This is a genomic window from Streptomyces sp. NPDC046985 (assembly GCF_040644415.1).
In the GTDB taxonomy this organism is placed as follows: Bacteria; Actinomycetota; Actinomycetes; order Streptomycetales; family Streptomycetaceae; genus Streptomyces.
The window spans coordinates 228,764-252,475 of the sequence record NZ_JBEYWK010000002.1; the positions used below are offsets into that span (position 1 = coordinate 228,764).

Genomic DNA, 23,712 nt, shown 5'->3' on the forward strand with positions numbered 1-23,712 from the left:
AGCGGTGCGGTCATCCGAACGGGTGGACCTGGGACCGGGGAGGCGCAGAGCGCCTCCCCGGTTCGTTCTGGTGGTGTGAGCGGAAAGAACGATGAAGGAAAGCGCGCCGCGCGCCAGCGGCTGGCGGCCGAGCGCGAGAAGCAGAAGACCTCCGAGCGGCGGCGGCGCACGCTGATCGTCGCCGCCGCCGTGGTCTGCGTCCTAGCCCTGGCGACGGTGGTCGGCGTGCTCGCCGCCAACTCCGGCAAGAGCAAGAGCAGCAACTCCGGCCCGGTGGCGGCGCCCTCGGGAGCGCAGGGCAAGGACGGCCTGGCGATCCCCGTCGGTCGGGACGGCGCGAAGACGACGCTCACGGTGTGGGAGGACTTCCGCTGCCCGGCCTGCCAGGGCTTCGAGGCGGAGTACCGCCCGACGATCCACGAGCTGACCGGCGCCGGCGAGCTGCGGGTGGAGTACCACCTGGTCAGGCTGATCGACGGCAACCTGAAAGGCACCGGCTCGCTGCGCGCGGCCAACGCGGCGGCCTGCGCCCAGGACGCGGGCAAGTTCTCCGCCTACCACGACGTGCTGTACGAGAACCAGCCCAAGGAGACCGACGACGCCTACGCGGACAACGGCCGGCTGATCCAGCTCGCCGGGAAGGTGAGCGGCCTGAACACCCCGGCCTTCCAGAAGTGTGTGAAGAACGGCACACACGACGGGTGGGTCGACAAGTCGCACCAGGCGTTCCAGTCCGGCGGCTTCTCCGGCACCCCGACCGTCCTGCTGAACGGCAAGAACATCGTCCAGGACCCCTCGATGACCCCGGCGAAGCTGAAGCAGACGGTGGAGGCGGCGGCCAAGGGATGAGCGTCCGCACGCCGGCCGGCGCCGCCGCGGACCGCCGCGCCCGTTACGGACCCGTTGCCGGGCCGTCCGCCGTGCCCCGGCCCCGGCTGCGGTAGCGTCGACCCTGCCATGGAACTTGCCTACATTCCCAGCCCGTCGCACGGGGTGCTGTACCTCGGACCGATTCCGCTGCGCGGCTATGCGTTCTGCATCATCATCGGCGTCTTCGTCGCCGTCTGGCTCGGCAACAGACGCTGGGTCGCCCGCGGCGGACGGGTCGGCACGGTGGCCGACATCGCCATCTGGGCGGTGCCCTTCGGCCTGGTCGGCGGCCGCCTCTACCACGTGATCACCGACTACGAGCTGTACTTCAGCGACGGCCGGAACTGGGTGGACGCGTTCAAGGTGTGGGAGGGCGGCCTCGGCATCTGGGGCGCGATCGCCCTCGGCGCGCTCGGCGCGTGGATCGGGGCCCGGCGCCGGGGCGTGCCGCTGCCCGCCTACGCCGACGCCGTCGCCCCGGGCATCGCCTTCGCCCAGGCGATCGGCCGCTGGGGCAACTGGTTCAACCAGGAGCTGTACGGACGAGAGACGCACGTTCCGTGGGCGCTGCACATCACCTCCTCGACGGACGGCCGGGTGCCCGGGTACTACCACCCGACGTTCCTGTACGAGTCGCTGTGGTGCGTGGGCGTCGGCTTCCTGGTCATCTGGGCCGACCGCCGCTTCCGGCTGGGCCACGGCCGCGCCTTCGCGCTCTACGTCGCCGCGTACTGCGTGGGGCGCGGCTGGATCGAGTACATGCGCGTCGACGACGCCCACCACATCCTCGGTCTGCGGCTGAACGACTGGACCGCGATGATCGTGTTCCTGCTGGCGGTGGCCTACATTTGGGTGTCGGCGAAGAAGCGGCCGGGCCGCGAGGCCGAGGTCGAGCGCGGCTTGGCCGCCGACGGCGAGGCGACCGGGGCGGAAGCGGCCCAGACGCCGGGCCCGGACGAGAAGGGCGCCGCGACGCCCGGCAGCGCGGGGGAGCCGGCCGAGGATGGCACGGCCGGAAAGCCTGCTGAGGACGGCACGGCCGCGAAGCCTGCCGGGGACGGCACGGCCGGGGAGCCTGCCGGGAAGTCTCGCGCGGCCGAGACCGCCGGAGCAGCCGCGGGCGCCAGCGCCTCCGGGAGCGCCGGGGCCGCCGACGCGGAGGTCGGCGCCCCGCGCGATGCCGCGGCTCAGGACGCCCGGAACGCCCGGAACGCCCGAAACTCTGAGACGGCCGAGCCGGACGGACCGGTCCTGGCGGACGCCGACGCGAAGGACTCGGCTCTCCCGCAGGACTCCGCTGTGGCTGAGGACTCGGCTCTCGCGAAGGAACCCGGTCTGAAGGACGGCGCCGGTTCCGGTTCGCTGCGCAAGGGCTGACGCGCGACCGCGACACGCAGGAGGGCGCCCCCGGAGTTTTCCGGGGGCGCCCTCTTTCGCACGGGGCCGGGCGCCCGGAAGGAGGCGCGGCCCGACGGAAGGCAGGGGGCTCCTGGGCGCGGCATCGGGCTGCCCCGGCGTGCCGGGCGTGCTGGGCAGGCCGAACCAAGAGCCCGCCCCGAGGGCGCCTCCCGCGCGCGGGGTCGGACAGGGGCATCACGCTTGCCGTATCCCGCCAGGGGGGCCTCCTGTGCTCGGGGCCAGGGTCGGGGCGTCGCGCTCGCTTTGCCCAGCAGGTGGGGCGTCTCCTGCGCGCGGGGGCGGGGTCGTCAAGATCTGCGGGCCAGTGCCAAGGTGCGGTGTGCGTCCGCGACCACTGCCGCGTCGACGAAGCGGCCGTCGGCCAGTGCCTGCGCGCCCCGGTCCATGGCGGCTGCCTTGACGACCGTCTCGGCCTCCTCCAGTTCGCGGTCGGTCGGCAGGTAGGCGCGCTCGATGATCGGGAGCTGGCGGGGGTGGATGGCGGCCCGGCCGAGGAAGCCCAGGGCGCGGCCGCGGGCGCAGGAGGCGGCCAGCCCCTCCAGGTCGCGGATGTCGGGGTGCACGGACTGCGCGGGCGGGGCGAGGCCGGCCGCCCGCGCGGCGACCACGACCCGGGCCCGGCACCAGTCGAGCCCGGAGTCCTGCCGCACCCCGAGGTCGGCCCGCAGGTCCGCCTCGCCGAGCGAGACGCCCCGCACGGACGGGTGCGCGGAGGCGATGGCGTAGGCGTGCTCGATGGCCTGGGCGCTCTCCAGCAGGGCGTAGAGCGGCGTGCCGGGGCCGTCGGCCGTCGGCGCGCCGCGCCGCGCGATCCCGCGCCCCTGCCGCGCTGACGTCGCCTTCGGCAGCGGCAGCAGCCGCGCGATCCCGCGCACCTGCCGCGCCGAGGTCACCTTCGGCAGCCGTAGCCCGGCCAGGCCCGGCCGGTCGGCCACCGCCGCCAGGTCGGCGGCGGCGAGCGGCCCGTCGAGCGCGTTGACGCGCACGTGGACCGGGACCGGCGGGGGCTCGCTCAGCAGGTCCGCGGTGGCCTCGCGGGCGTACTCCTTGCGGTCCGGGCCGACCGCGTCCTCCAGGTCGATCACCACCACGTCGGCGCCGGAGGCGAGCGCCTTGACGACCACGCGGGGGCGGTCGCCGGGGGCGTACAGCCAGGTGAGCGGGAAGGGGACGGCGGTCGTCACAGCGCGCCCTCCGCGCGCAGCGCGGCCAGCTCCTCGGGGGTGAGTCCCAGCTCGGTCAGCACCGCGTCGGTGTCCGCGCCGTGCGGGCGGCCCGCCCAGCGGATGGTGCCCGGCGTGTCGGACAGCCGGAAGAGGACGTTCTGCATGCGCATCCGGCCCAGCTCCGGGTCGTGCACCGTGGCGAGCGTGCCGAGCGCCTGGTACTGCGGGTCGGCCATCACGTCCCGTACGTCCTGGACCGGTGCGATGGCCGCCTCGGCCTTCTCGAACGCGGCCGTCACCTCGTCGCGGGTGTGCCGGGCGATCCAGCCGCCGACCGCCTCGTCCAGGACGTCGGCGTGCGCCGCCCGCTCGGCGCCGGTCGCGAACCACGGCTCGTCGACCAGCTCCGGGCGGCCCACCAGGCGCATCACCCGCTCGGCCACCGACTGGGCGGAGGCCGAGACGGCGACCCAGGTCCCGTCCGCGGTGCGGTAGGTGTTGCGCGGGGCGTTGTTGCGGGTGCGGTTGCCGGTGCGCGGCTGGACGTAGCCGAGCTGGTCGTACCAGAGGGGCTGCGGGCCGAGCACCATGAGGATCGGCTCGATGATCGCCATGTCCACGACCTGGCCCGTGCCGGTGCGCTCGCGAGCCGCCAGCGCGGTCATCACGGCGTACGCCGTGGCCAGGCCCGCGACGGAGTCGGCGAGCCCGAACGGCGGCAGGGTCGGCGGCCCGTCCGGCTCCCCGGTGATCGCGGCGAACCCGCTCATCGCCTCGGCCAGGGTGCCGAAGCCGGGACGCGAGGAGTACGGGCCGAACTGGCCGAAGGCGGTGACCCGGGCGAGGACCAGGCGCGGGTTGGCCGCCGACAGCTCCGCCCAGCCCAGGTCCCACTTCTCCAGGGTGCCGGGGCGGAAGTTCTCGATGATCACGTCGGCGTCCGCGGCCAGCCGCAGCAGGGTCGCCCGGCCCCCACGCGTGGACAGGTCCAGGGTGATGGCGTGTTTGTTGCGGCCCAGCAGCTTCCACCACAGGCCCACGCCGTTCTTCGCCGGTCCGTGGCCGCGTGCCGGGTCGGGCTTGGCGGGGTGCTCGACCTTGACGACCTCGGCGCCGAAGTCGCCGAGCATCGTGGCGGCGATCGGACCGGCGAACAGGGTCGCGAGGTCCAGGACGCGGAGCCCGGCGAGGGGCGCGGCGCCCTGCGGGCCGGGCGGGTGCGCCGTCATGGGCGGGACGCCTCCAGATGGGTGAGGTGGGCCAGGGCGTCGAAGCCGACGCCGTCGAAGTCGCCGACCGTGCTGGCCAGGCGGTTCTTCAGCGGGGCGGTCCAGCGCTCGGGCAGCGCGCCGGGGGCGCCGGCCAGCAGTCCGGCGAGCGACCCGGCCGTGGCGCCGTTGGAGTCGGTGTCCCAGCCGCCGGAGACCGCCCGGCAGACGGCGCCGCCGAAGTCGCCGTCGGCGTGGGTGAGGGCGGCGGCGATCAGCGCGGTGTTGGGGACGGCGTGCACCCAGTGGCAGCCCGCGTGGGCGGCGTGCAGCGCGTCCACGACCGCGTCGAAGTCCGGATGGGTGTTCGCCAGCCGCACGGCCTGGCGGACCGCGACGGCCAGCCGCGAGCCGGGCGGCACCACGGTCAGCCCGGCGGCCAGGCAGGCGTGCACGTCGTGGCCGCCGGCCGCCGCCGTCGCCAGCGCGGCGGCGGCGAACATCGCCGCGTAGACGCCGTTCGCGGTGTGGGTGAGGCAGGCGTCCCGGTACGCCTGTTCGGCGGCGGCGGCCGGGTCGCCCGGGTTGGTCCAGCCGTGCACGTCGGCCCGGATCAGGGCGCCGATCCACTCGCGGAAGGGGTTGCGGTGCCGGGCGGTGCGCGGCGGCTCGATGCCGAGCAGCAGGTTGCGGTACGCGACGCGCTCGGCGGTGAAGGCGCGGCCGGCGGGCAGTTCCTCCAGCCAGAGCCGGGCGACGTCGGCGGTGCGGAAGGCCCGGCCGTGCCGACGCAGCAGCATCAGGTTGAGCAGCGGGTAGTCGAGGTCGTCGTCCTCGGGCATGCCGTCGATGTTCTCGGCCAGGCTGGTCGCCGCGGAGCGGCGGTTCCACGGGTAGCGGGCTGCCAGGTCCGCGGGCACGCCGCGGGCGGTGAACCAGGCGCTCAGCGGCCAGTCACCGGCGGCGCGGGCGAGCAGGCGGATGCCCTCCAGGGGGAGCTTCTCGACGGGCTTGCCGAGCAGGCAGCCCGCCGCCCGGCCGAGCCAGGCGGCCTCGTAGCGCTCGGGCCGGGGCACGGCGGGCGCGGCCTGGCCGTCCCGTCGGGGGTCCGCGGGCCAGTCGGGGCACAGGGCCCGGATCCCGGCCAGGTCCGCCGGTTCGGCCTCCGCCCAGCGGCTCGGCAGTTCGGCCAGCTCGTCCAGGAGGTCTTCCGCGAGCAGCCGCATGTACCGGGAGGCCGGTTCGGGGGAGGCGCCGGCGCGGGCCGGGGCGTCCAGTCCGCCCGCCGCCCGCCACCGGGCGGCGATCGCCGACGGCTCGCGCCCGTCTTGGGCGGCCTCGCGCAGCTCATGGCCCAAAAGGTCCTCGGGCTGGACCCAGGTCAGTCGGAGCACGCCGGGCCTCCCATCGCGGCGAACGCCCGCTCGTGCGCCCGCCGCCGCCGTACGTCCGCGGCGAAGACCTCGCCGGTCACCTCGGCCAGGGTGCGGGCCGGCGCCCACAGGTCGAGGCGGCTGGCCTCGGCCACCGTCGTCGCCCAGTCCTGCGGGACCGGCGAGCCCAGCGCCCCGGCCAGCGCCCCGGCCATGGTCGCGATGGAGTCGCAGTCGCGGCCGTAGTTCACCGCGCCGAGGACGGCCTCGCGGAAGTCGCCGCGGGCCGCCACGAGCATGCCGAGCGCGACGGGCAGTTCCTCGATCGCGTGCAGCCGGGACGGGCGGCGGGCGCCCAGCGAGGGGGCGCGGTAGTCCGGGCCCACCGTGTCGTACGGGGCGACGGCGGCGCGCAGCGCGCCGAGCGCCGACTCGGCGTCCGCGCAGCCGCCTGCCGCCTCGCAGACCTTCTCGATCGCGGTCCGGGTGCCGTCCTTGGCCAGCGCGAGGCAGGCCGTCACGACCGTGTCGGGGCTCGCCTCCGGCGCGCAGGCCGCCGCCACCCCGGCGGCGAGCACGCCCGCCGCCTCGCGGCCGTAGGAGGACTGGTGGGCGCCGGCCACGTCCAGCGCCTCGGCGTACGCGGCGGCCGGGTTGGCCGCGTTGACCAGGCCGACCGGGGCCATGTACATCGCGGCCCCGCAGTTGACGATGTTGCCCACGCCCGCCTCGCGCGGGTCGACGTGGCCGTAGTGCAGCCGCGCCGCCAGCCACTTCTCCGCCAGGAACACCCGGTGCAGCGGCAGCGCCTCGGCCTCCAGTTCGGGGATCCAGCGCGGGGTGGTCATCAGGTCGGGGACCAGGTGGTCGGCGACGGCGTAGGCGTCGAGGTGGTCGCGGACCCGGGCGTACACCCGCACCAGGGCGTGCGTCATCAAGGTGTCGTCGGTGACGTGGCCGTCGCCCTTGTGGTAGGGCGCGACCGGACGGGCGGTGCGCCAGTCGTCGCCGTGCCAGGGGCCGACGACGCCGCGGATCCGGCCGCCGTGGCGCTCGAGGATCTGGTCGGGGGAGTAGCCCTCGACGGGTCCGCCGAGCGCGTCGCCGACCGCGGCGCCGACGAGCGCCCCGGTGATCCGCTCCTCCAGCGTCGGCTCGTGACCTTCCGAGCGCGTTCCCTCTGTGCGCGTTTCTTCTCTGGTGGGCGTCATGCCCGCATCATCCCCTCGGCTGAGCCGGTTGCGCGGTTTCCAGTAGTCCGGCGAGTTCCACCAGGTCGGTGCCGGTGAGCCGGGGCAGCACACAGCCGGACAGGACGCGGCACGCGTCCCGCCAGGGGCCCGGGATCGCCGCGGCGCCGCCCAGCGCGCCGGTGAGCGCGCCCGTCAGGGCGGGGGCCGAGTCGGCCACCCGGGACAGGCAGGCCGCGGCGGGCAGCGCCCGCGCGATCCGGCCGTCCGCCGCCACGGCCAGGGCCAGGGCGATGGGCACCGTCTCGGCGGCGGCGACGCCGTAGCTGTAGACGTGGTCGACGATCTCGTGCTCCAGCAGCGGGACCAGCGCGAACGGGTCCTCGCCGGCGCCGGCCAGGCGCAGGGCGTGCCGGGCGTTGCGGCCGATCTCCGTCCGCGCGGGCAGCTCGGCCAGCGCGGCCGCCGCGCAGTCGCCGCTCTCCGCGCCGGCCAGGGCCGCGGCGAGCGCCGCCGCCATCGCCCGCGCGCCGTGCACCCCGTCGCCGTCCTGCGTGTAGCGGGCGTCGAACTCCGCCAGCTCGGCGGCGCCCAGCGGGTCGCCGGGGCAGGCGGCGGCCAGCACGCAGGCGCGGACGCAGGCCGCGTCGTCGAAGTAGTGCGGATTGTCGTGGCCGGCGGCGGGCGGCCGCAGTCCGGTGGCCAGGTTGCCGAGACCGGCCCGTACGGAGATCCGGGCGCGCAGCGGGAGGACGGCGCACCCCGCCTCGAGCGGGCGGTCGGCGGCGGCCGCGACCTCGGCGGCCGCGGCGCTCCAGGTGAGATCGATCGCGGCCCTGATCCGGCGTTCCCGGCTGAGGTCGCCGAGCGCGTCGTCGTCCCCGGCCCGCAGCAGCGCCTCGGCGGCGAACGCCGCCCACTCGGCGTCGTCGGAGGGACCCAGGCGCAGCGGCTCGGGCGGCTGGTTCAGCGCGATCGGGACGGGCAGGGTCGTCGTCGCGTGCTGTTCGGCGAAGGCGTCCAGCTCACGGGTGAGCCGGCGCGTCCACTCCGGCATCCGCGCGGCCCGGTGCCGCGCGGCGGGCCAGCCCGCGGCGTCCCCGGCGGCCAGCCCGAGCAGCATCCCCTCGATCCGCCGGGGCCCGGTCGCGGCGTCCGGCTCGCGGCACTCGGTCATGTCCCCGCCTCGGCTTCGTCGGCGGTGAGCACATAGGCGGCCGGGTCGGGCGGCGCGGGAGCGGCGGCGGCCACGGGGCGCGCGTCCGCCGGCGTCCGGCCGCCCGTCCGCGCGCAGTCGCCGTGCGCCGCGGCCCCGGCCTCGATCAGGCGGTCCGCCAGGTGCAGCACATGACGGCCCGCCATCGACGGCAGGCAGCTTCCGCGGGCCGGGCCGATGGCGGCCGCCCAGTCGCCGGGGATGGCGGACGCCCCGTGGGTCGCCCCGGCCAGGGCGCCCGCGACCGCCGCCGTGGTGTCGGCGTCGCGCCCCATGTTGACGGCGGTGAGGACCGCGTCCCGGAAGTCGCCGTCGGCGGCGGCGTAGGCGCCGAAGGCGAGGGCCACCGCCTCGGGGGCCAGGTCGGACCAGGGGTAGCCGCCGATCACCGCCGCGGCGCGCACCGCCCGTTCGCCGCGGCGGGCCGCCGCGACCGCCCGGCGCAGCGCGCGGGCGGTCCAGGAGTCGTCCGGGACCACCGCGAGGGCCGAGGCCACCACGGTGACCGGCGGCGCGCCCGCCATGGCCGCCGCGACCCCGGCCGCCACCGCCCGGCCGCCGTGCACGCCCTCGCCCTCGTGGCTGACCGAGCCGTCGATCGCGACCAGCCGGGCCGCCTCCGCGGGGCGCCCGGCGGCGAACACCCCGTAGGGGGCCGCCCGCATGGCCAGACCGTCGCTCCAGGCGTGCCGGTGCTGCGCGGAGACCGGGGCGGCCAGGCCGCGGCGCAGGTTCTCCAGCGTGCCCCGCTCGCTGAACCCGGCGCCGCGGAAGGGGCCCTCGGCGCGGCAGGCGATCTCCTCGTGCCAGGCCGTCTCCACGTCGGCGGGGGTGAGCGCGGCGCCGTGCCGCAGCAGCAGGCAGCCGGAGAAGAGGGCGTACTCGGTGTCGTCGGTACCGGCCGGGCGCGCGGCGACGTAGCCGGTGATCCGGCCCCAGCGGGCGCGGATCTCGGACGGCCGCAGGTTCTCCGCGGGCGCGCCGAGGGCGTCGCCGACCGCGAGGCCGAGCAGCGCGCCGCGCGCCCGCTCCTGTAGCTCGGTTGCCATCGCGGGCTCTCCTCTCGCCGCGCCGGGCGCGCCGTACCGGGCGCGGCGCCCCCAGGGCGTGTCTCACGCGTCCCGTCCGTCAGACGCCGCCGGGGCCGCCCCGCGGGCGGACGGCGCTGCTCTCGAGACACGCCCTGGCGGAACTGTCCCCGGTCCGGGCCGCGACGCAGCCTCTCCGGCCTCCGCGTCACCCGGACGACAGCGCGGCGGGTTGATCCACCGCTGCCGGGGCATCGGTGAACTCCCTGGTTAGCGCAGCCTCCCCTTGCTGGCGGGCGGGAATCCCGCGGCATAGATTGAGTGTTGTCGAAAAGTAGAACGCGTCCAAAAGCAAGCCTTTCCTAACCTGACTGGGGGACCGTCGTGGCCATCCTCGACACCGAAGCGACGCTGCACGAGGCGCACCGGGACAACCACACCCACCGCGACGTCAACGGCGGCTGGCTGCGCCCCGCGGTCTTCGGCGCGATGGACGGCCTGGTCTCCAATCTCGCCCTGATGACCGGCGTCGCGGGCGGCTCGGTCGGGCAGCAGGCCATCGTCCTGACCGGGCTCGCCGGGCTGGCCGCGGGCGCGTTCTCCATGGCGGCCGGCGAGTACACCTCCGTCGCCTCCCAGCGCGAGCTGGTCGAGGCCGAGCTGGACGTCGAGCGCCGCGAGCTGCACAAGCACCCGCAGGACGAGGAGGACGAGCTGGCCGCGCTGTACGCGGCGCGCGGCGTCGAGCCCGCGCTCGCCCGCGAGGTGGCCCGGCAGCTCTCGAAGGACCCCGAGCAGGCGCTGGAGATCCACGCCCGCGAGGAGCTGGGCATAGACCCGGGGGACCTGCCCTCCCCGCTGGTCGCCGCGGTCTCCTCCTTCGGGTCCTTCGCGCTCGGCGCGCTGCTCCCGCTGCTGCCCTACCTGCTCGGCGCCGCCGCGCTGTGGCCTGCCGTGCTGCTCGCCCTGCTCGGGCTGTTCGCCTGCGGCGCGGTGGTCGCCAGGGTGACCGCGCGGAGCTGGTGGTACAGCGGTGTGCGGCAACTGCTGCTGGGCGGCGCCGCGGCCGGTGTGACGTATCTCCTGGGGGTCCTGTTCGGGACGGCCGTAGGATGAGTGGACAGGGGCCTGAGCGGAGCGCCGCACAAGTACCCGGTTACCCGCTGGTTTCGGGGGTGTGACCGCCGGGCATGAGCCGTACGCGCTCCGGGCAACGAGGCCCGCCGCGCACCCCTGCGGAGCGGGCGAAGCCGCCGCTCTCTCCCCCCTGGGCCGCCGGGCGCGGCATCCGACCGATCCCGCCCGTCCCACTCCTGCGCGAAGTCTCCGCCGCCGGGCGCGGAAACCCCACGCCGCCCACGGTCGTGTCCGCATGTTGGACAGGACTATCCGCTCACCGAGATGCGCCCCATCATGTAACCTGCACGAAATTTCGCATCCCGCACGAGGGCCAACGTCGTCCCTTCAGCACCTGCACATGCCACCGACGACGACGGGAGAGCCGATGCGTACGCCGCGCCAGCCGTCCCAGCACTCCGCGAACGGCCGAAACTGGTCCTTCATGGATGCTCGCCCTGCCGCGCAGGGTATGTACGACCCCCGCGACGAACACGACGCCTGCGGCGTCGGCTTCGTGGCCACCCTCACCGGCGAGGCGAGCCACGCGCTGGTCGAGCAGGCGCTGACCGTGCTGCGCAACCTGGAGCACCGCGGCGCCACCGGCTCCGAGCCCGACTCCGGCGACGGCGCCGGCCTGCTCTGCCAGGTGCCCGACGCGTTCCTGCGCGCGGTGGCCGGATTCGAGCTGCCCGCCGCCGGCGCCTACGCCGTCGGCGTCGCCTTCCTGCCCGAGGACGGCGCCGCGGACGCCGTCGCGCACCTGGAGACGATCGCCGCCGACGAGGGCCTGACCGTCCTCGGCTGGCGCGACGTCCCGGTCGCCCCCGAACTCCTCGGCGCCACCGCCCGCTCCACCATGCCCGTCTTCCGCCAGCTCTTCGTCGCCGCGGAGCGGTCCGAGAGCGCCGCCGCCGTCGAGGGCATCGCGCTGGACCGCAAGGCGTTCGTGCTGCGCAAGCGCGCCGAGCGCGAGGCCGGCGTCTACTTCCCCTCGCTGTCCGCCCGCACCCTCGTCTACAAGGGCATGCTGACCACCGGCCAGCTCGAGCCGTTCTTCCCGGACCTGTCCGACCGCCGCTTCGCCTCGGCCATCGCCCTGGTCCACTCCCGCTTCTCCACGAACACCTTCCCGAGCTGGCCGCTGGCCCACCCCTACCGCTTCGTCGCGCACAACGGCGAGATCAACACCGTCCAGGGCAACCGCAACTGGATGCGCGCCCGCGAGTCCCAGCTCGCCTCCGGGCTGTTCGGGGACGCGGAGCGGCTGGAGCGGATCTTCCCGGTCTGCACCCCGGACGCCTCCGACTCCGCCACTTTCGACGAGGTCCTGGAACTGCTGCACCTCGGCGGCCGCTCGCTGCCGCACTCCGTGCTGATGATGATCCCGGAGGCGTGGGAGAACCACGCGTCCATGGACGCGGACCGGCGCGCGTTCTACGCCTTCCACTCCACGATGATGGAGCCCTGGGACGGCCCCGCCTGCGTCACCTTCACCGACGGAACCCAGGTCGGCGCCGTGCTGGACCGCAACGGCCTGCGCCCGGGACGCTACTGGGTCACCGACGACGGCCTCGTCGTCCTCGGCTCCGAGGTCGGCGTCCTCGACATCGACCCCGGCAAGGTCGTCCGCAAGGGCCGCCTCCAGCCCGGCCGGATGTTCCTCGTCGACACCGCCGAGCACCGCATCATCGAGGACGACGAGATCAAGGCGTCCCTCGCCGCCGAGCAGCCCTACGCCGAGTGGCTGGAGGCCGGCGAGATCGAGCTGGGCGACCTGCCCGAGCGCGAGCACATCGTGCACACCCACGCCTCGGTCACCCGCCGCCAGCAGACCTTCGGCTACACCGAGGAGGAGCTGCGCGTCATCCTGGCGCCGATGGCCAAGTCCGGCGCCGAGCCGATCGGCTCCATGGGCACCGACTCGCCGATCGCCGCCCTCTCCGCGCGCCCGCGCCTGCTCTTCGACTACTTCACCCAGCTCTTCGCCCAGGTCACCAACCCGCCGCTGGACGCCATCCGCGAGGAACTGGTCACCTCCCTGCGCAGCTCGCTGGGTCCGCAGGGCAACCTGCTCGACCCCACCGCGGCCTCCTGCCGCAGCGTCACGCTGCCGTTCCCGGTGATCGACAACGACGAGCTGGCCAAGCTCATCCACATCAACGCCGACGGCGACATGCCCGGCTTCAAGGCCGCGACCCTCTCCGGCCTGTACCGGGTCTCCGGCGGCGGCGACAGCCTGACCGCGCGCATCGAGGAGATCTGCGCCGAGGCCGACGCCGCCATCGGCAACGGCGCCCGGCTGATCGTGCTGTCCGACCGCCACTCCGACGCCGAGCACGCGCCGATCCCGTCGCTCCTGCTCACCGCGGCCGTGCACCACCACCTCATCCGCACCAAGCAGCGCACCCACGTGGGCCTGCTGGTCGAGGCCGGCGACGTCCGCGAGGTCCACCACGTCGCGCTGCTCATCGGCTTCGGCGCCGCCGCGGTCAACCCCTACCTGGCCATGGAGTCCGTCGAGGACCTGGTCCGCGCGGGCACCTTCCTGCCGGGCGCCGAGCCGGAGACGGCCATCCGCAACCTGATCCACGCCCTCGGCAAGGGCGTGCTGAAGGTCATGTCCAAGATGGGCGTCTCCACCGTCGCCTCCTACCGCGGCGCCCAGGTCTTCGAAGCCGTCGGCCTCGACGAGGCGTTCGTCGGCGAGTACTTCGCCGGCACCGCCACCAAGATCGGCGGCGTCGGCGTCGACGTCATCGCCAAGGAGGTCGCCGCCCGCCACGCCAAGGCGTACCCCGCCTCCGGCATCGCCCCGGCCCACCGGGCGCTGGAGATCGGCGGCGAGTACCAGTGGCGCCGCGAGGGCGAGCCGCACCTGTTCGACCCGGAGACGGTCTTCCGCCTCCAGCACTCCACGCGCACCGGCCGCTACGACGTCTTCAAGAAGTACACCTCCCGGGTGAACGAGCAGTCCGAGCGCCTGATGACGCTGCGCGGCCTGTTCGGCTTCGCGTCCGGCCGGCAGCCGGTCCCGCTCGACGAGGTCGAGCCCGTCTCCGACATCGTCAAGCGCTTCTCCACCGGCGCCATGTCGTACGGCTCCATCTCCCAGGAGGCGCACGAGACCCTCGCCATCGCCATGAACCAGCTCGGCGGCAAGTCCAACACCGGCGAGGGCGGCGAGGACCCCGAGCGCCTGTACGACCCGGCCCGCCGCTCAGCGATCAAGCAGGTGGCCTCCGGCCGCTTCGGCGTGACCTCCGAGTACCTGGTCAACGCCGACGACATCCAGATCAAGATGGCCCAGGGCGCCAAGCCCGGCGAGGGCGGCCAGCTCCCCGGCCACAAGGTCTACCCGTGGGTCGCCAAGACCCGGCACAGCACCCCCGGCGTGGGCCTCATCTCGCCGCCGCCGCACCACGACATCTACTCCATCGAGGACCTGGCCCAGCTCATCCACGACCTGAAGAACGCCAACCCGCAGGCCCGCATCCACGTGAAGCTGGTCTCCGAGGTCGGCGTCGGCACGGTCGCGGCCGGCGTGTCCAAGGCGCACGCCGACGTGGTGCTCATCTCCGGCCACGACGGCGGCACCGGCGCCTCCCCGCTGACCTCGCTCAAGCACGCGGGCGGCCCCTGGGAGCTGGGCCTGGCCGAGACGCAGCAGACCCTGCTGCTCAACGGGCTGCGCGACCGCATCGTCGTGCAGACCGACGGCCAGCTCAAGACCGGCCGCGACGTCGTCGTCGCCGCGCTGCTGGGCGCCGAGGAGTTCGGCTTCGCCACCGCTCCGCTCGTCGTCTCCGGCTGCGTGATGATGCGCGTCTGCCACCTGGACACCTGCCCGGTCGGCATCGCCACCCAGAACCCGGTGCTGCGCGAGCGCTTCGCGGGCAAGGCCGAGCACGTGGTGAACTTCTTCCAGTTCATCGCCGAGGAGGTCCGCGAACTCCTCGCCGAGCTGGGCTTCCGCTCCGTCGACGAGGCCGTCGGTCACGCCGAGGCGCTCGACGTGACCCGCGCCGTGGACCACTGGAAGGCGCAGGGCCTGAACCTGGCGCCGCTGCTGCACGTGCCGGAGCTGCCCGACGGCGCCGTCCGCCACCGGGTCGTCGCCCAGGACCACGGCCTGGAGAAGGCCCTGGACAACGAGCTGATCCGGCTCGCCGCCGACGCGCTGGCCGCGCCCGGCGCCGCCGAGGCCCAGCCGGTGCGCGCCCAGGTCGCCATCCGCAACATCAACCGCACGGTCGGCACCATGCTCGGCCACGAGGTGACGAAGAAGTTCGGCGGCGCGGGCCTGCCCGAGGACACCGTCGACGTCACCTTCACCGGCTCCGCCGGCCAGTCCTTCGGCGCGTTCCTGCCGCGCGGCGTCACGCTGCGCCTGGAGGGCGACGCGAACGACTACGTCGGCAAGGGCCTGTCCGGCGGCCGGATCGTGGTCCGCCCGGACCGCGCGGCCGAGCACCTCGCCGAGTACAGCGTCATCGCGGGCAACACCCTCGCCTACGGCGCCACCGGCGGCGAGTTGTTCCTGCGCGGCCGCACCGGCGAGCGGTTCTGCGTCCGCAACTCCGGCGCGCTGGTCGTCTCCGAGGGCGTGGGCGACCACGGCTGCGAGTACATGACCGGCGGCCGCGCGGTGGTCCTGGGCGAGACCGGCCGCAACTTCGCGGCCGGCATGTCCGGCGGCGTCGCCTACGTCGTCGACCTCGACCGGGACAACGTCAACGCAGGCAACCTGGGCGCCGTGGAGGCGCTGGACGACGCCGACCGGCAGTGGCTGCACGACGTGGTCCGCCGCCACCAGGAGGAGACGGGCTCCACCGTCGCGCGGAAGCTGCTCGCCGAGTGGGACACCGCGGCGCCGCGCTTCAGCAAGATCATTCCCAGCGCCTACAAAGCAGTGCTCGCCGCCAAGGACGCCGCCGAGCGAGCCGGTCTGTCCGAGACCGAGATCACCGAGAAGATGATGGAGGCGGCGACCCATGGCTGACCCGAAGGGCTTCCTGCACCACGGCCGTGAGATCGCCGCGTCCCGCCCGGTGCCCGAGCGCGTGCGGGACTGGAACGAGGTGTACGTTCCCGGCTCGCTGCTGCCGATCGTCAGCGCCCAGGCCAGCCGGTGCATGGACTGCGGCATCCCGTTCTGCCACAACGGCTGTCCGCTCGGGAATCTGATCCCGGAGTGGAACGACTACGCCTACCGCCAGGACTGGGCGGCCGCCTCCGAGCGCCTGCACGCCACCAACAACTTCCCGGAGTTCACCGGCCGGCTGTGCCCCGCCCCGTGCGAGTCCGCCTGCGTGCTGGGCATCAACCAGCAGCCGGTCACCATCAAGAACGTCGAGGTCTCGATCATCGACAAGGCGTGGGAGACCGGCGACGTCGCCCCGCAGATCCCCGAGCGGCTCTCCGGCAAGACCGTCGCGGTCGTCGGCTCGGGCCCGTCCGGCCTGGCCGCCGCCCAGCAGCTCACCCGGGCCGGTCACACCGTCGCCGTGTACGAGCGGGCGGACCGCGTCGGCGGCCTGCTGCGCTACGGCATCCCCGAGTTCAAGATGGAGAAGCGGCACATCAACCGCCGTATCGAGCAGATGCGCGCGGAGGGCACCCGCTTCCGCACCGGCGTCGAGGTCGGCCGCGACGTCAAGGCCACCGATCTCAAGAAGCGCTACGACGCGGTGGTCCTGGCCGTCGGCGCGACGACGTCCCGCGACCTGCCGGTGCCCGGCCGCGAGCTGAACGGCATCCACCAGGCCATGGAGTACCTGCCGCTGGCCAACAAGGTGCAGGAGGGCGACTACGTCAGCCCGCCGATCACCGCCGAGGGCAAGCACGTCGTCGTCATCGGCGGCGGCGACACCGGCGCGGACTGCGTGGGCACCGCCCACCGCCAGGGCGCCGCCTCCGTCACCCAGTTGGAGATCATGCCGCGACCCGGCGACGAGCGGCACCCGACGGACCAGCCGTGGCCGACGTTCCCGATGCTGTACAAGGTCACCTCGGCCCACGAGGAGGGCGGCGAGCGGATCTACTCCGCCTCCACCAGCCACTTCGAGGGCGACGAGGACGGCAACGTGCAGTGGCTGCACCTGACCGAGGTCGAGTTCGCCGACGGCAGGCTCGCCTCCAAGCCGGGCACCGAGCGCCGCATCCCCGCGCAGCTCGTCACGCTCGCCATGGGCTTCACCGGCACCGACCGGGTCAACGGCCTGGTCGAGCAGTTCGGCCTGGAGCTGGACGAGCGCGGTAACATCGCCCGGGACGCCGACTTCCAGACCAACGTGCCCGGCGTGTTCGTCGCGGGCGACGCCGGCCGCGGCCAGTCGCTCATCGTGTGGGCCATCGCCGAGGGCCGCTCGGCCGCCCGCGGCGTCGACCGGCGCCTGACCGGGGCCAGCGACCTGCCGTCCCCGATCCGCCCGACGGACCGCTCGCTCATGGCCTGATCCGCGGCCCTAAGACGTCCCGTACAACGGCGTACGGAACACCGCCGGCGCCTGCCCGCCCGTCCCCGACCGGACACCAGGGCAGGCGCCGTCACATGCCGGGAGGCAACCTGGGGGCGTCCGGGCGACCGGTCCCTAGGGCGTGTTGCGAAAGTAGCGTCGTCCGCCCGCCGGGCAGACGGGACTTTCGCAACACGCCCTAGGTGTCGCACTCCAGCACCGTCCGGCACAGCGCGCAGCGGGCTCGCACCCGGCCCCGCACCGGCACCCTGATCCGCTGGTGGCAGGTCGGGCAGGGGAACGACACCCGCAGCGGCTCGCCCCCGGACGCCGTGAAGGAGTACGGCGCCTCCGGCCCGGCGGACGGCTGCCCCGGCCCGCGCTCCTGCGCCTGGCGCCGGTCGCGGGCGTAGCGGCGGCGCCCCGCCCACCCGGCCGCCGTCAGCGGCGGCTGCTGCTCGTCCCGGCGCGCCCGCGCCAGCCCCCGCGCGTACGCCTCGTACGCCTGCGGGCTGGTGAACCACGTCGAAGGGTCCTCCCCGAAGAACAGCGCCCGCTTGGCCAGCACGTAGCCGAACTCCTCCGGCGTGAGGTACCCCAGCTTCTGCGAGGCCTCGCCGTGCTCCCGGAAGGCGTCCAGAAGCAGCCAGCCGGCGCCCAGGTACGTCGCCGCCGTGTCGGTGAGGACCTCGTTGTCGCGGGTGCCGGGGAAGGACAGGCCCAGCCGGTGCAGGTACACGTGCATCACTTCGTGGGCCAGCGCCGCGCCGATGTCCCTGCGGTGGGTGCGGAAGCGGTCGTTCAGCTCGACGAAGTACTCGGGGCCCGCCGTCAGTTCCACGTTCGCCGCGTGCGCCATCTCCCGGAAGCTGACGATCAGACGGGCGTCCGGCAGCCCGTAGTGCCGGACCATCTCCCGGGCCACCCGCTGCGCTCCCAGGTGCAGGTCGTCGGTGTCGCAGAACGCCACGTCCACGGGGGCCACGCTCACCCCGAAGGTCTGCACCGTGTCGCACGTCAGCCGCCGGTAGAGCGCCGTGATCGCCGCGCGCACCGTCTCCAGGTGCGGGTAACCCCGCTCGACCGGTCCGCCGTCCGTCACGCCCGTACCCCCAAAAGACGCCCTGGCCCTCTCCCACTGTAGGCGCAGCCGGGGGCGTACTCCCGGTTCCCGCGCGGACGGGGGGATGGGCTAGGGCGTCTGTCGTCGACCGCAGAACGGGTTCAGGCGGCGAGGCGCGGCGCCAGGGACCGCGCCTCGAGGGCGCTGTCCTGACGAGGCGTCGCCGCCTGAACCCGGTGTGGCGCCGCGTCTACCAGCGGTACCAGCGGCCCTTGCGGCCGCCGCTGCCCGCGGGCCGCACGACGAAGCCGAGCAGCCACACGACCAGGACGATCACCGCGATCCACCAGAGCGCCTTCAGCGCGAAACCCGCGCCGAAGAGAACCAGAGCCAGAAGAAGAACCAGAAGCAGGGGAACCATTGTCATCAACCTCCTGGCCACCGCTTGCCCTTACGCCCGCCCCGCACACACACGAGAACCGGATTTCTTCCACGGCGTCCCGGAACACGGTCCCGGACATGGACATGGACATGGACATGGGCATGGGCATGGGCATGGACATCGTCCCGGACATGCCCGCATCGCGCGTCAGTCCCCCTTTTCCCGCTTCCTATGCACGGTGAGTACGGAGGAATGGAAAGTCAAATCGGTTCCGGTGCACAAGGTTTGCGAATCCCGGACGCGGTCACACGATCTTCCAGCAGACGACGTCGACACAGGAAGACGGTGAGCGAGATGACCGCCAGCGAGAAGGCCAAGGCGAAGACCGAGCAGGCTGCCGGCAAGGTCAAGGAGGCCGCGGGCAGCACGGTGGGCAACGAGCGGATGACCGCCGAGGGCCGCGCCGAGCAGGTCAAGGGCGACGCCCGTCAGGCCAAGGAGAAGATCAAGGACGCCGGCCAGCACTGAAGCCGTCAGGGCGTTCACGGCGTGCGGCGACCCCTTTTCCGGGGGGCTCGCCGCACGCCGTTTCTTTGCGTGGAGTTCTCTGCGTGCAGGGATGGGAGTGAGACCTGGGTCTGAAGTGAGCGGTTCGACGATTCAATTCCTTTGATCCCGTGCGCACTTGGCCTGGGGCACGCGTCACAGTTCTGCCGCCGCGAGGCAGCGCCTCCCAGGCGGACGACGGGTAGCCGCGCAGGCAGGGCCTAGGGTTGACTTCTATGACCACCACCACCGGCGACGGCGGCGTCGCCCCCGCCGTCCGCGAGGAACTCGCCCGGCTGCGCGACAGCATCGACAACATCGACGCGGCCGTCGTCCACATGCTGGCCGAGCGGTTCAAGGCGACCCAGCAGGTCGGCCATCTCAAGGCCGCCCACCACCTGCCGCCCGCCGACCCGGCCCGCGAGGGCCGCCAGATCGCCCGGCTGCGCGCCCTGGCCGAGGACGCCAAACTCGACCCGGCGTTCGCCGAGAAGTTCCTGAACTTCATCATCGCCGAGGTCATCCGCCACCACGAACGCATCGCCGAGGACTCCGCCGACGCCGACCCGGCCGACGCCCCGGCCGACCGGCGGGCGCGCTGACCCGTACGGAGCGCTGACCCGTACGGAGCGCGGGCGGGCGGGGAAACCGGCCGTTCGGACCGGCCGCAGCGCGCCGGCGCCGACCGCCCCCGGCGCGGCGCCGGCGCGGTGCTCCCGACACGGCCGGGCGTCCGCTCCGGCCACCCCCTCGTGCCGCGCGCCGGCCATCAGGCAGCATGGCGTCCATGTCCGTTCTCACGCGCGACGAAGCGCAGACCCGTGCCCAGCTCCTCGACGTCCAGCACTACGCCGTCGACCTCGACCTGACCGTCGGGGAGGACGTCTTCGACTCCCTGACCGTGATCCGGTTCACCGTGCGCGCCGGCCAGGACGGCACGGACACGTTCGTGGAGCTGAAGCCCGCAGCACTGCGTTCCGCCGCCCTCGACGGACAATCCCTCGATCCCGCCGCCCTCACCGGCAGCCGGCTGCACCTGAAGGGCCTCGCCCCCGGCGAGCACGAGCTGCGCGTCGACGCGCGGATGCGCTACTCCCGCACCGGCGAGGGCATGCACCGCTTCACCGACCCCGCCGACGGCGAGACCTACGTCTACACCCAGCTCTTCCTGGACGACGTCCAGCGCGTCTTCGCCGCCTTCGACCAGCCTGACCTCAAGGCCGTCTTCGACCTCACCGTCAAGGCCCCCGAGGACTGGACCGTCCTCGCCAACGGCGTCGCCGAGCACACCGGCGACGGCGTCTGGAAGGCAGCCGCCACCCCGCCGCTGTCCACCTACCTCGTCGCCGTCGCCGCAGGCCCCTGGCACTCGGTGCGCACCGAGCACCGCGGCCTGCCCTTCGGCCTGCACTGCCGCCGCTCCCTCGCCCCGTACCTCGACGCCGACGCCGACGAGATCCTCGACGTCACCCGCGCCTGCTTCGACCGCTACCACGAGAAGTTCGACGAGCCCTACCCCTTCGACTCCTACGACCAGGCGTTCGTCCCCGAGTTCAACGCCGGCGCCATGGAGAACCCCGGACTGGTCACCTTCCGCGACGAGTTCGTCTACCGCTCCGCCGTCACCGACACCGAGCGCCAGACCCGCGCCATGGTCATCGCGCACGAGATGGCCCACATGTGGTTCGGCGACCTCGTCACCCTCACCTGGTGGGACGACATCTGGCTGAACGAGTCCTTCGCCGAGTACATGGGCTTCCAGACCACCGCCGAGGCCACCCGCTTCACCGACACCTGGACCCAGTTCGGCGTCTCCCGCAAGTCCTGGGGCTCCGACGCCGACCAGCGCCCCTCCACCCACCCGGTCGCCCCCGAGGCCGTCGACGACACCGCCTCCGCCCTGCTCAACTTCGACGGCATCTCCTACGCCAAGGGCGCCTCCGCCCTGCGCCAACTGGTCGCCTGGCTCGGCGAGAAGGACTTCCTGGCCGGCATCAACACCCACTTCCGGCGCCACCGGTTCGGCAACGCCTCCCTCGCCGACTTCGTCGACTCCCTCGCCTCCGCCACCGACCGCGACGTCCACGCGTGGGCCGAGGCGTGGCTGCGCACCACCGGCGTGGACACCCTCACCCCGCGGCTCGACTCCGGCGCCGACGGGGGCTGCGCCCTCACCGTCGACCACCACGGCAGCCGCCCGCACCGCGTCGCCGTCGGCCTGTACGACCAGGACCTCACCGACGAGGGGCGCCTCATGCTGCGCGGACGCCCCGGCCTCGACGTCCCGCAGACCGCGCCCCACCCCCTCGGCAGGCGCCCCGCGCTGCTCCTCCTCAACGACGGCGACCTGACCTACGCCAAGGTCCGCTTCGACCCCGAGTCCTTCCAGGCCGTCCGCCAGGGCCTGTCCGGCCTGCCCGACCCGCTGACCCGCGCCGTGGTCTGGAACGCCCTGCGCGACGCCGTCCGCGACGGCGACCTGCCCGCGGCCGCCTATCTGGAGACCGCCCGCGCGCACCTGCCGCGCGAGACCGACCTCGCCCTGGCCGAGGCCGTCCTCGCCTTCGCCCACCGGCACGTCGCCGACCGCTACCTCACCGCCGAGGAACGGCCGGCCGCCCTGGCGACCCTCGCCTCCCTGTGCCGCGACCTCATCCGGCGCACCGAGGACGGCGACAACCCCGGCCTGCGGCTGATCGCCGTGCGCAAGGCCGTCGACGTCGCCGCCCAGCCCGACGCCCTCGCCGCCTGGCTCGCCGACGGCACCGTCCCCGGCGGTCCCGAACTCGACCCCGAGCTGCGCTGGCGCGTCCTCGCCCGGCTCGCCGTCCTCGGCGCCGCCGACGAGGCCGCCATCGCCGCCGAACTGCGCCGCGACCCGTCCGCCGCCGGACAGGAGGGCGCCGCCCGCTGCCGCGCCGCCCTGCCCGACCCCGAGGCCAAACAGGCTGCCTGGCAGGCGATGTTCGGCGCCGACGAGGACGCCGACCTGTCCAACTACCTCTTCACTGCCACCGCCCAGGGCTTCTGGCAGCCCGAACAGGCCGCCCTGGTAAGGGACTACGTGCCCCGCTTCTACACGGACGCGGTCTCCGTCGCGGCCCGACGCGGCCCGGCCATCGCCCGCGCCGCCGGCCAGTGGGCCTTCCCCGCCCACGCCGTCGACGACGCTCACCTCCGCCTCGGCGAGGCGTGCCTGCGCGAGGGCGGCCCCGTCCCCGCCCTGCGCCGCACGCTCGTCGACCAACTCGACGACCTGGCACGGGCGCTGCGCGTCCGCCAGGCCGCGACACGATGTGACGCCCAGGACGGCGACGACACGCGGGGCGCCGACGAGCGGGGCGACGAGGCGCGGGGCGCCGACGACGTGCGCGACGGGCAGGAGCAGCACGCGGAGGGGCGGTAGGCCGCCCCGGGCTGCTCGCCATGCCCGGCCGCTCGCCACGCCCGGCCGCACACCGCGCCCGGCGGCACACCGCGCCCGGCGGCCCACCATGCCCGGCCGTCACGGCGCCGGGCGTGGCACCCGCCTCGGCGCGGTGCGCGCCTCGGCTCACCGGCCCTTGGGCCCTCGCCGGGCCTCGGTGGCCCTCGCCGGGCCCTTGGGCTCTATAGCCGTCGTACCCGAGTCAGGGCCCGGCGCCGCGACAGCGCGGGCAACGCACCGGGGGCGGGCGGGCGGGAGCGCAGGCGGGGCGCCGGGAGACGGGCGGCACGCGAGGGGGACGGGCGGGGCACGACGGAAACGGGCTCGTGGCCGAGGGAAGGGCCTAGGCTCGGAACCGCCCATGGACGTACAGCCCGACCCACGGAGGACCACCGTGATCGCAGTGACCGGCGCGACCGGCAACGTCGGACGCGCCCTCGTCGAACGCCTCGCCGCCGACGGCCGCCCCGTGCGCGCCCTGACCCGCGACCCCGAGCGGGCCGCGCTGCCCGACGGCGCCGAGACGGTCCGCTTCGACCTGGACGACCCGGCCGCCCTGTTCACCGGGGTGGACAAGCTCTTCCTCTACGTTCAGGCGGGCGGCGAGCACTTGGCCGCCCTGCTCGCGGCGGCCCGCGGCGCCGGCGTGCGGCACGTCGTCCTGCTCTCCTCCGCGATCGTGCAGGAGGGCGCCGACGAGTCCCACCCGATCTACGTCATGCACGCCACCGCCGAACAGCAGATCCGCGACAGCGGTCTCGCCTGGACCTTCCTGCGGCCGGGGGCCTTCGCCGTCAACGCCCTCCAGTGGGTTCCGCAGGTCCGCGCCGGCGACACCGTCCGCGGCGTCTTCGCCGACGCCCGCAGCGCGCCCATCCACGAGGACGACATCGCCGCGGTCGCCGAGCGCGCCCTGCTCGACGACGGCCACGAGGGCGCCGTCCACCGCCTCAGCGGCCCCCGGGCCGTCAGCAACGCCGAGCAGGTCGCAGCGATCGGCCGGGCCCTCGGCCGTGACCTGGACTTCACCGAGGTGCCGGTCGAACAGGCGGGGCCCGAACTCTTCCCGTATGTGCCCCCGCACCTCTTGCAGGGCCTGCTGAAGACCTTCGAGGCCATGATCGGCGCCGAGCCCGAGATCACCGACACCGTGGAGAAGGTCACCGGCGTCCCGGCCCGCACCTTCGACCGCTGGGCCGAGGACCACGCGGCCGACTTCCGGTCCTGAACCTCCGCTTCTGAAGCACTCC

At 74.4% G+C, this 23,712-nt stretch carries 17 protein-coding genes; 9 read left to right on the plus strand and 8 right to left on the minus strand.

Annotation, left to right across the window (positions count from 1 at the left end; translation table 11 throughout):
* Positions 1–75 precede the first annotated feature (75 nt).
* Positions 76–849, plus strand: a complete 774-nt coding sequence (locus ABZ861_RS03620; RefSeq protein WP_361623011.1) for a thioredoxin domain-containing protein — start codon at positions 76–78, stop codon at positions 847–849.
* A gap of 108 nt (positions 850–957) precedes the next feature.
* Positions 958–2,247, plus strand: a complete 1,290-nt coding sequence (gene lgt, locus ABZ861_RS03625; RefSeq protein WP_361623014.1) for a prolipoprotein diacylglyceryl transferase — start codon at positions 958–960, stop codon at positions 2,245–2,247.
* 329 nt (positions 2,248–2,576) lie between these two features.
* Here lgt and ABZ861_RS03630 read toward each other — a convergent pair whose 3' ends face one another.
* Genes ABZ861_RS03630 through ABZ861_RS03655 form a run of 6 tightly spaced genes read right to left on the minus strand, consistent with a single transcriptional unit; the run spans position 2,577 to position 9,491 of the window.
* Positions 2,577–3,473: an aldolase/citrate lyase family protein gene (locus ABZ861_RS03630; RefSeq protein ID WP_361623017.1), complete on the minus strand. Its 897-nt coding sequence runs from the start codon at positions 3,471–3,473 to the stop codon at positions 2,577–2,579.
* Complete coding sequence (locus ABZ861_RS03635; RefSeq protein WP_361623020.1) at positions 3,470–4,684, minus strand: CoA transferase; 1,215 nt, start codon at positions 4,682–4,684, stop codon at positions 3,470–3,472. The genes ABZ861_RS03630 and ABZ861_RS03635 overlap by 4 nt, the downstream gene beginning before the upstream one ends.
* Positions 4,681–6,057 (minus strand): ADP-ribosylglycohydrolase family protein, encoded by a 1,377-nt coding sequence (locus tag ABZ861_RS03640; protein WP_361623023.1) that lies wholly within the window; start codon positions 6,055–6,057, stop codon positions 4,681–4,683. The genes ABZ861_RS03635 and ABZ861_RS03640 overlap by 4 nt, the downstream gene beginning before the upstream one ends.
* Positions 6,045–7,247 carry an ADP-ribosylglycohydrolase family protein gene (locus ABZ861_RS03645; protein ID WP_361623026.1) on the minus strand — a complete coding sequence of 401 codons (1,203 nt, stop codon included), beginning with the start codon at positions 7,245–7,247 and terminating at the stop codon, positions 6,045–6,047. The genes ABZ861_RS03640 and ABZ861_RS03645 overlap by 13 nt, the downstream gene beginning before the upstream one ends.
* A 7-nt stretch (positions 7,248–7,254) precedes the next feature.
* Positions 7,255–8,403 (minus strand): ADP-ribosylglycohydrolase family protein, encoded by a 1,149-nt coding sequence (locus ABZ861_RS03650; RefSeq protein ID WP_361623029.1) that lies wholly within the window; start codon positions 8,401–8,403, stop codon positions 7,255–7,257.
* Entirely contained in the window at positions 8,400–9,491 is a 1,092-nt protein-coding gene (locus tag ABZ861_RS03655) for an ADP-ribosylglycohydrolase family protein (RefSeq protein WP_361623032.1), read from the minus strand. The genes ABZ861_RS03650 and ABZ861_RS03655 overlap by 4 nt, the downstream gene beginning before the upstream one ends.
* 363 nt (positions 9,492–9,854) lie before the next feature.
* Between ABZ861_RS03655 and ABZ861_RS03660 the strand changes: the two genes are divergently transcribed.
* The 3 genes from ABZ861_RS03660 (at position 9,855) to ABZ861_RS03670 (ending at position 17,044) form a co-directional block, all read left to right on the plus strand.
* Positions 9,855–10,586 (plus strand): VIT1/CCC1 transporter family protein, encoded by a 732-nt coding sequence (locus ABZ861_RS03660; protein WP_361623035.1) that lies wholly within the window; start codon positions 9,855–9,857, stop codon positions 10,584–10,586.
* 472 nt (positions 10,587–11,058) lie between these two features.
* Complete coding sequence (gene gltB / locus ABZ861_RS03665; RefSeq protein WP_361623622.1) at positions 11,059–15,588, plus strand: glutamate synthase large subunit; 4,530 nt, start codon at positions 11,059–11,061, stop codon at positions 15,586–15,588.
* Complete coding sequence (locus tag ABZ861_RS03670; protein WP_361623038.1) at positions 15,581–17,044, plus strand: glutamate synthase subunit beta; 1,464 nt, start codon at positions 15,581–15,583, stop codon at positions 17,042–17,044. The genes gltB and ABZ861_RS03670 overlap by 8 nt, the downstream gene beginning before the upstream one ends.
* A gap of 199 nt (positions 17,045–17,243) precedes the next feature.
* On the opposite strand, the gene ABZ861_RS03675 is transcribed toward ABZ861_RS03670, so the two are convergent.
* Both ABZ861_RS03675 and ABZ861_RS03680 read right to left on the minus strand, forming a co-directional pair.
* Positions 17,244–18,146 carry a hypothetical protein gene (locus ABZ861_RS03675; protein WP_361623041.1) on the minus strand — a complete coding sequence of 301 codons (903 nt, stop codon included), beginning with the start codon at positions 18,144–18,146 and terminating at the stop codon, positions 17,244–17,246.
* Between the two features lie 211 nt (positions 18,147–18,357).
* Positions 18,358–18,528 (minus strand): hydrophobic protein, encoded by a 171-nt coding sequence (locus ABZ861_RS03680; protein WP_361623044.1) that lies wholly within the window; start codon positions 18,526–18,528, stop codon positions 18,358–18,360.
* A 315-nt stretch (positions 18,529–18,843) separates the two neighbouring features.
* On the opposite strand from ABZ861_RS03680, the gene ABZ861_RS03685 reads away from it, so the two are divergent.
* The 4 genes from ABZ861_RS03685 (at position 18,844) to ABZ861_RS03700 (ending at position 23,690) form a co-directional block, all read left to right on the plus strand.
* A complete protein-coding gene (locus tag ABZ861_RS03685) occupies positions 18,844–19,017 on the plus strand; it encodes a CsbD family protein (protein WP_361623625.1) in 174 nt (57 codons plus the stop codon).
* A 254-nt stretch (positions 19,018–19,271) separates the two neighbouring features.
* On the plus strand, positions 19,272–19,637 hold the full coding sequence (locus ABZ861_RS03690) for a chorismate mutase (protein WP_361623047.1): 366 nt from the start codon (positions 19,272–19,274) through the stop codon (positions 19,635–19,637).
* A gap of 185 nt (positions 19,638–19,822) precedes the next feature.
* Complete coding sequence (pepN, locus tag ABZ861_RS03695; protein WP_361623050.1) at positions 19,823–22,441, plus strand: aminopeptidase N; 2,619 nt, start codon at positions 19,823–19,825, stop codon at positions 22,439–22,441.
* A gap of 415 nt (positions 22,442–22,856) precedes the next feature.
* The gene (locus ABZ861_RS03700; protein WP_361623053.1) at positions 22,857–23,690 is read left to right on the plus strand and encodes an NAD(P)H-binding protein; all 834 of its coding nucleotides are present in this window, start codon (positions 22,857–22,859) and stop codon (positions 23,688–23,690) included.
* Positions 23,691–23,712 lie beyond the last annotated feature (22 nt).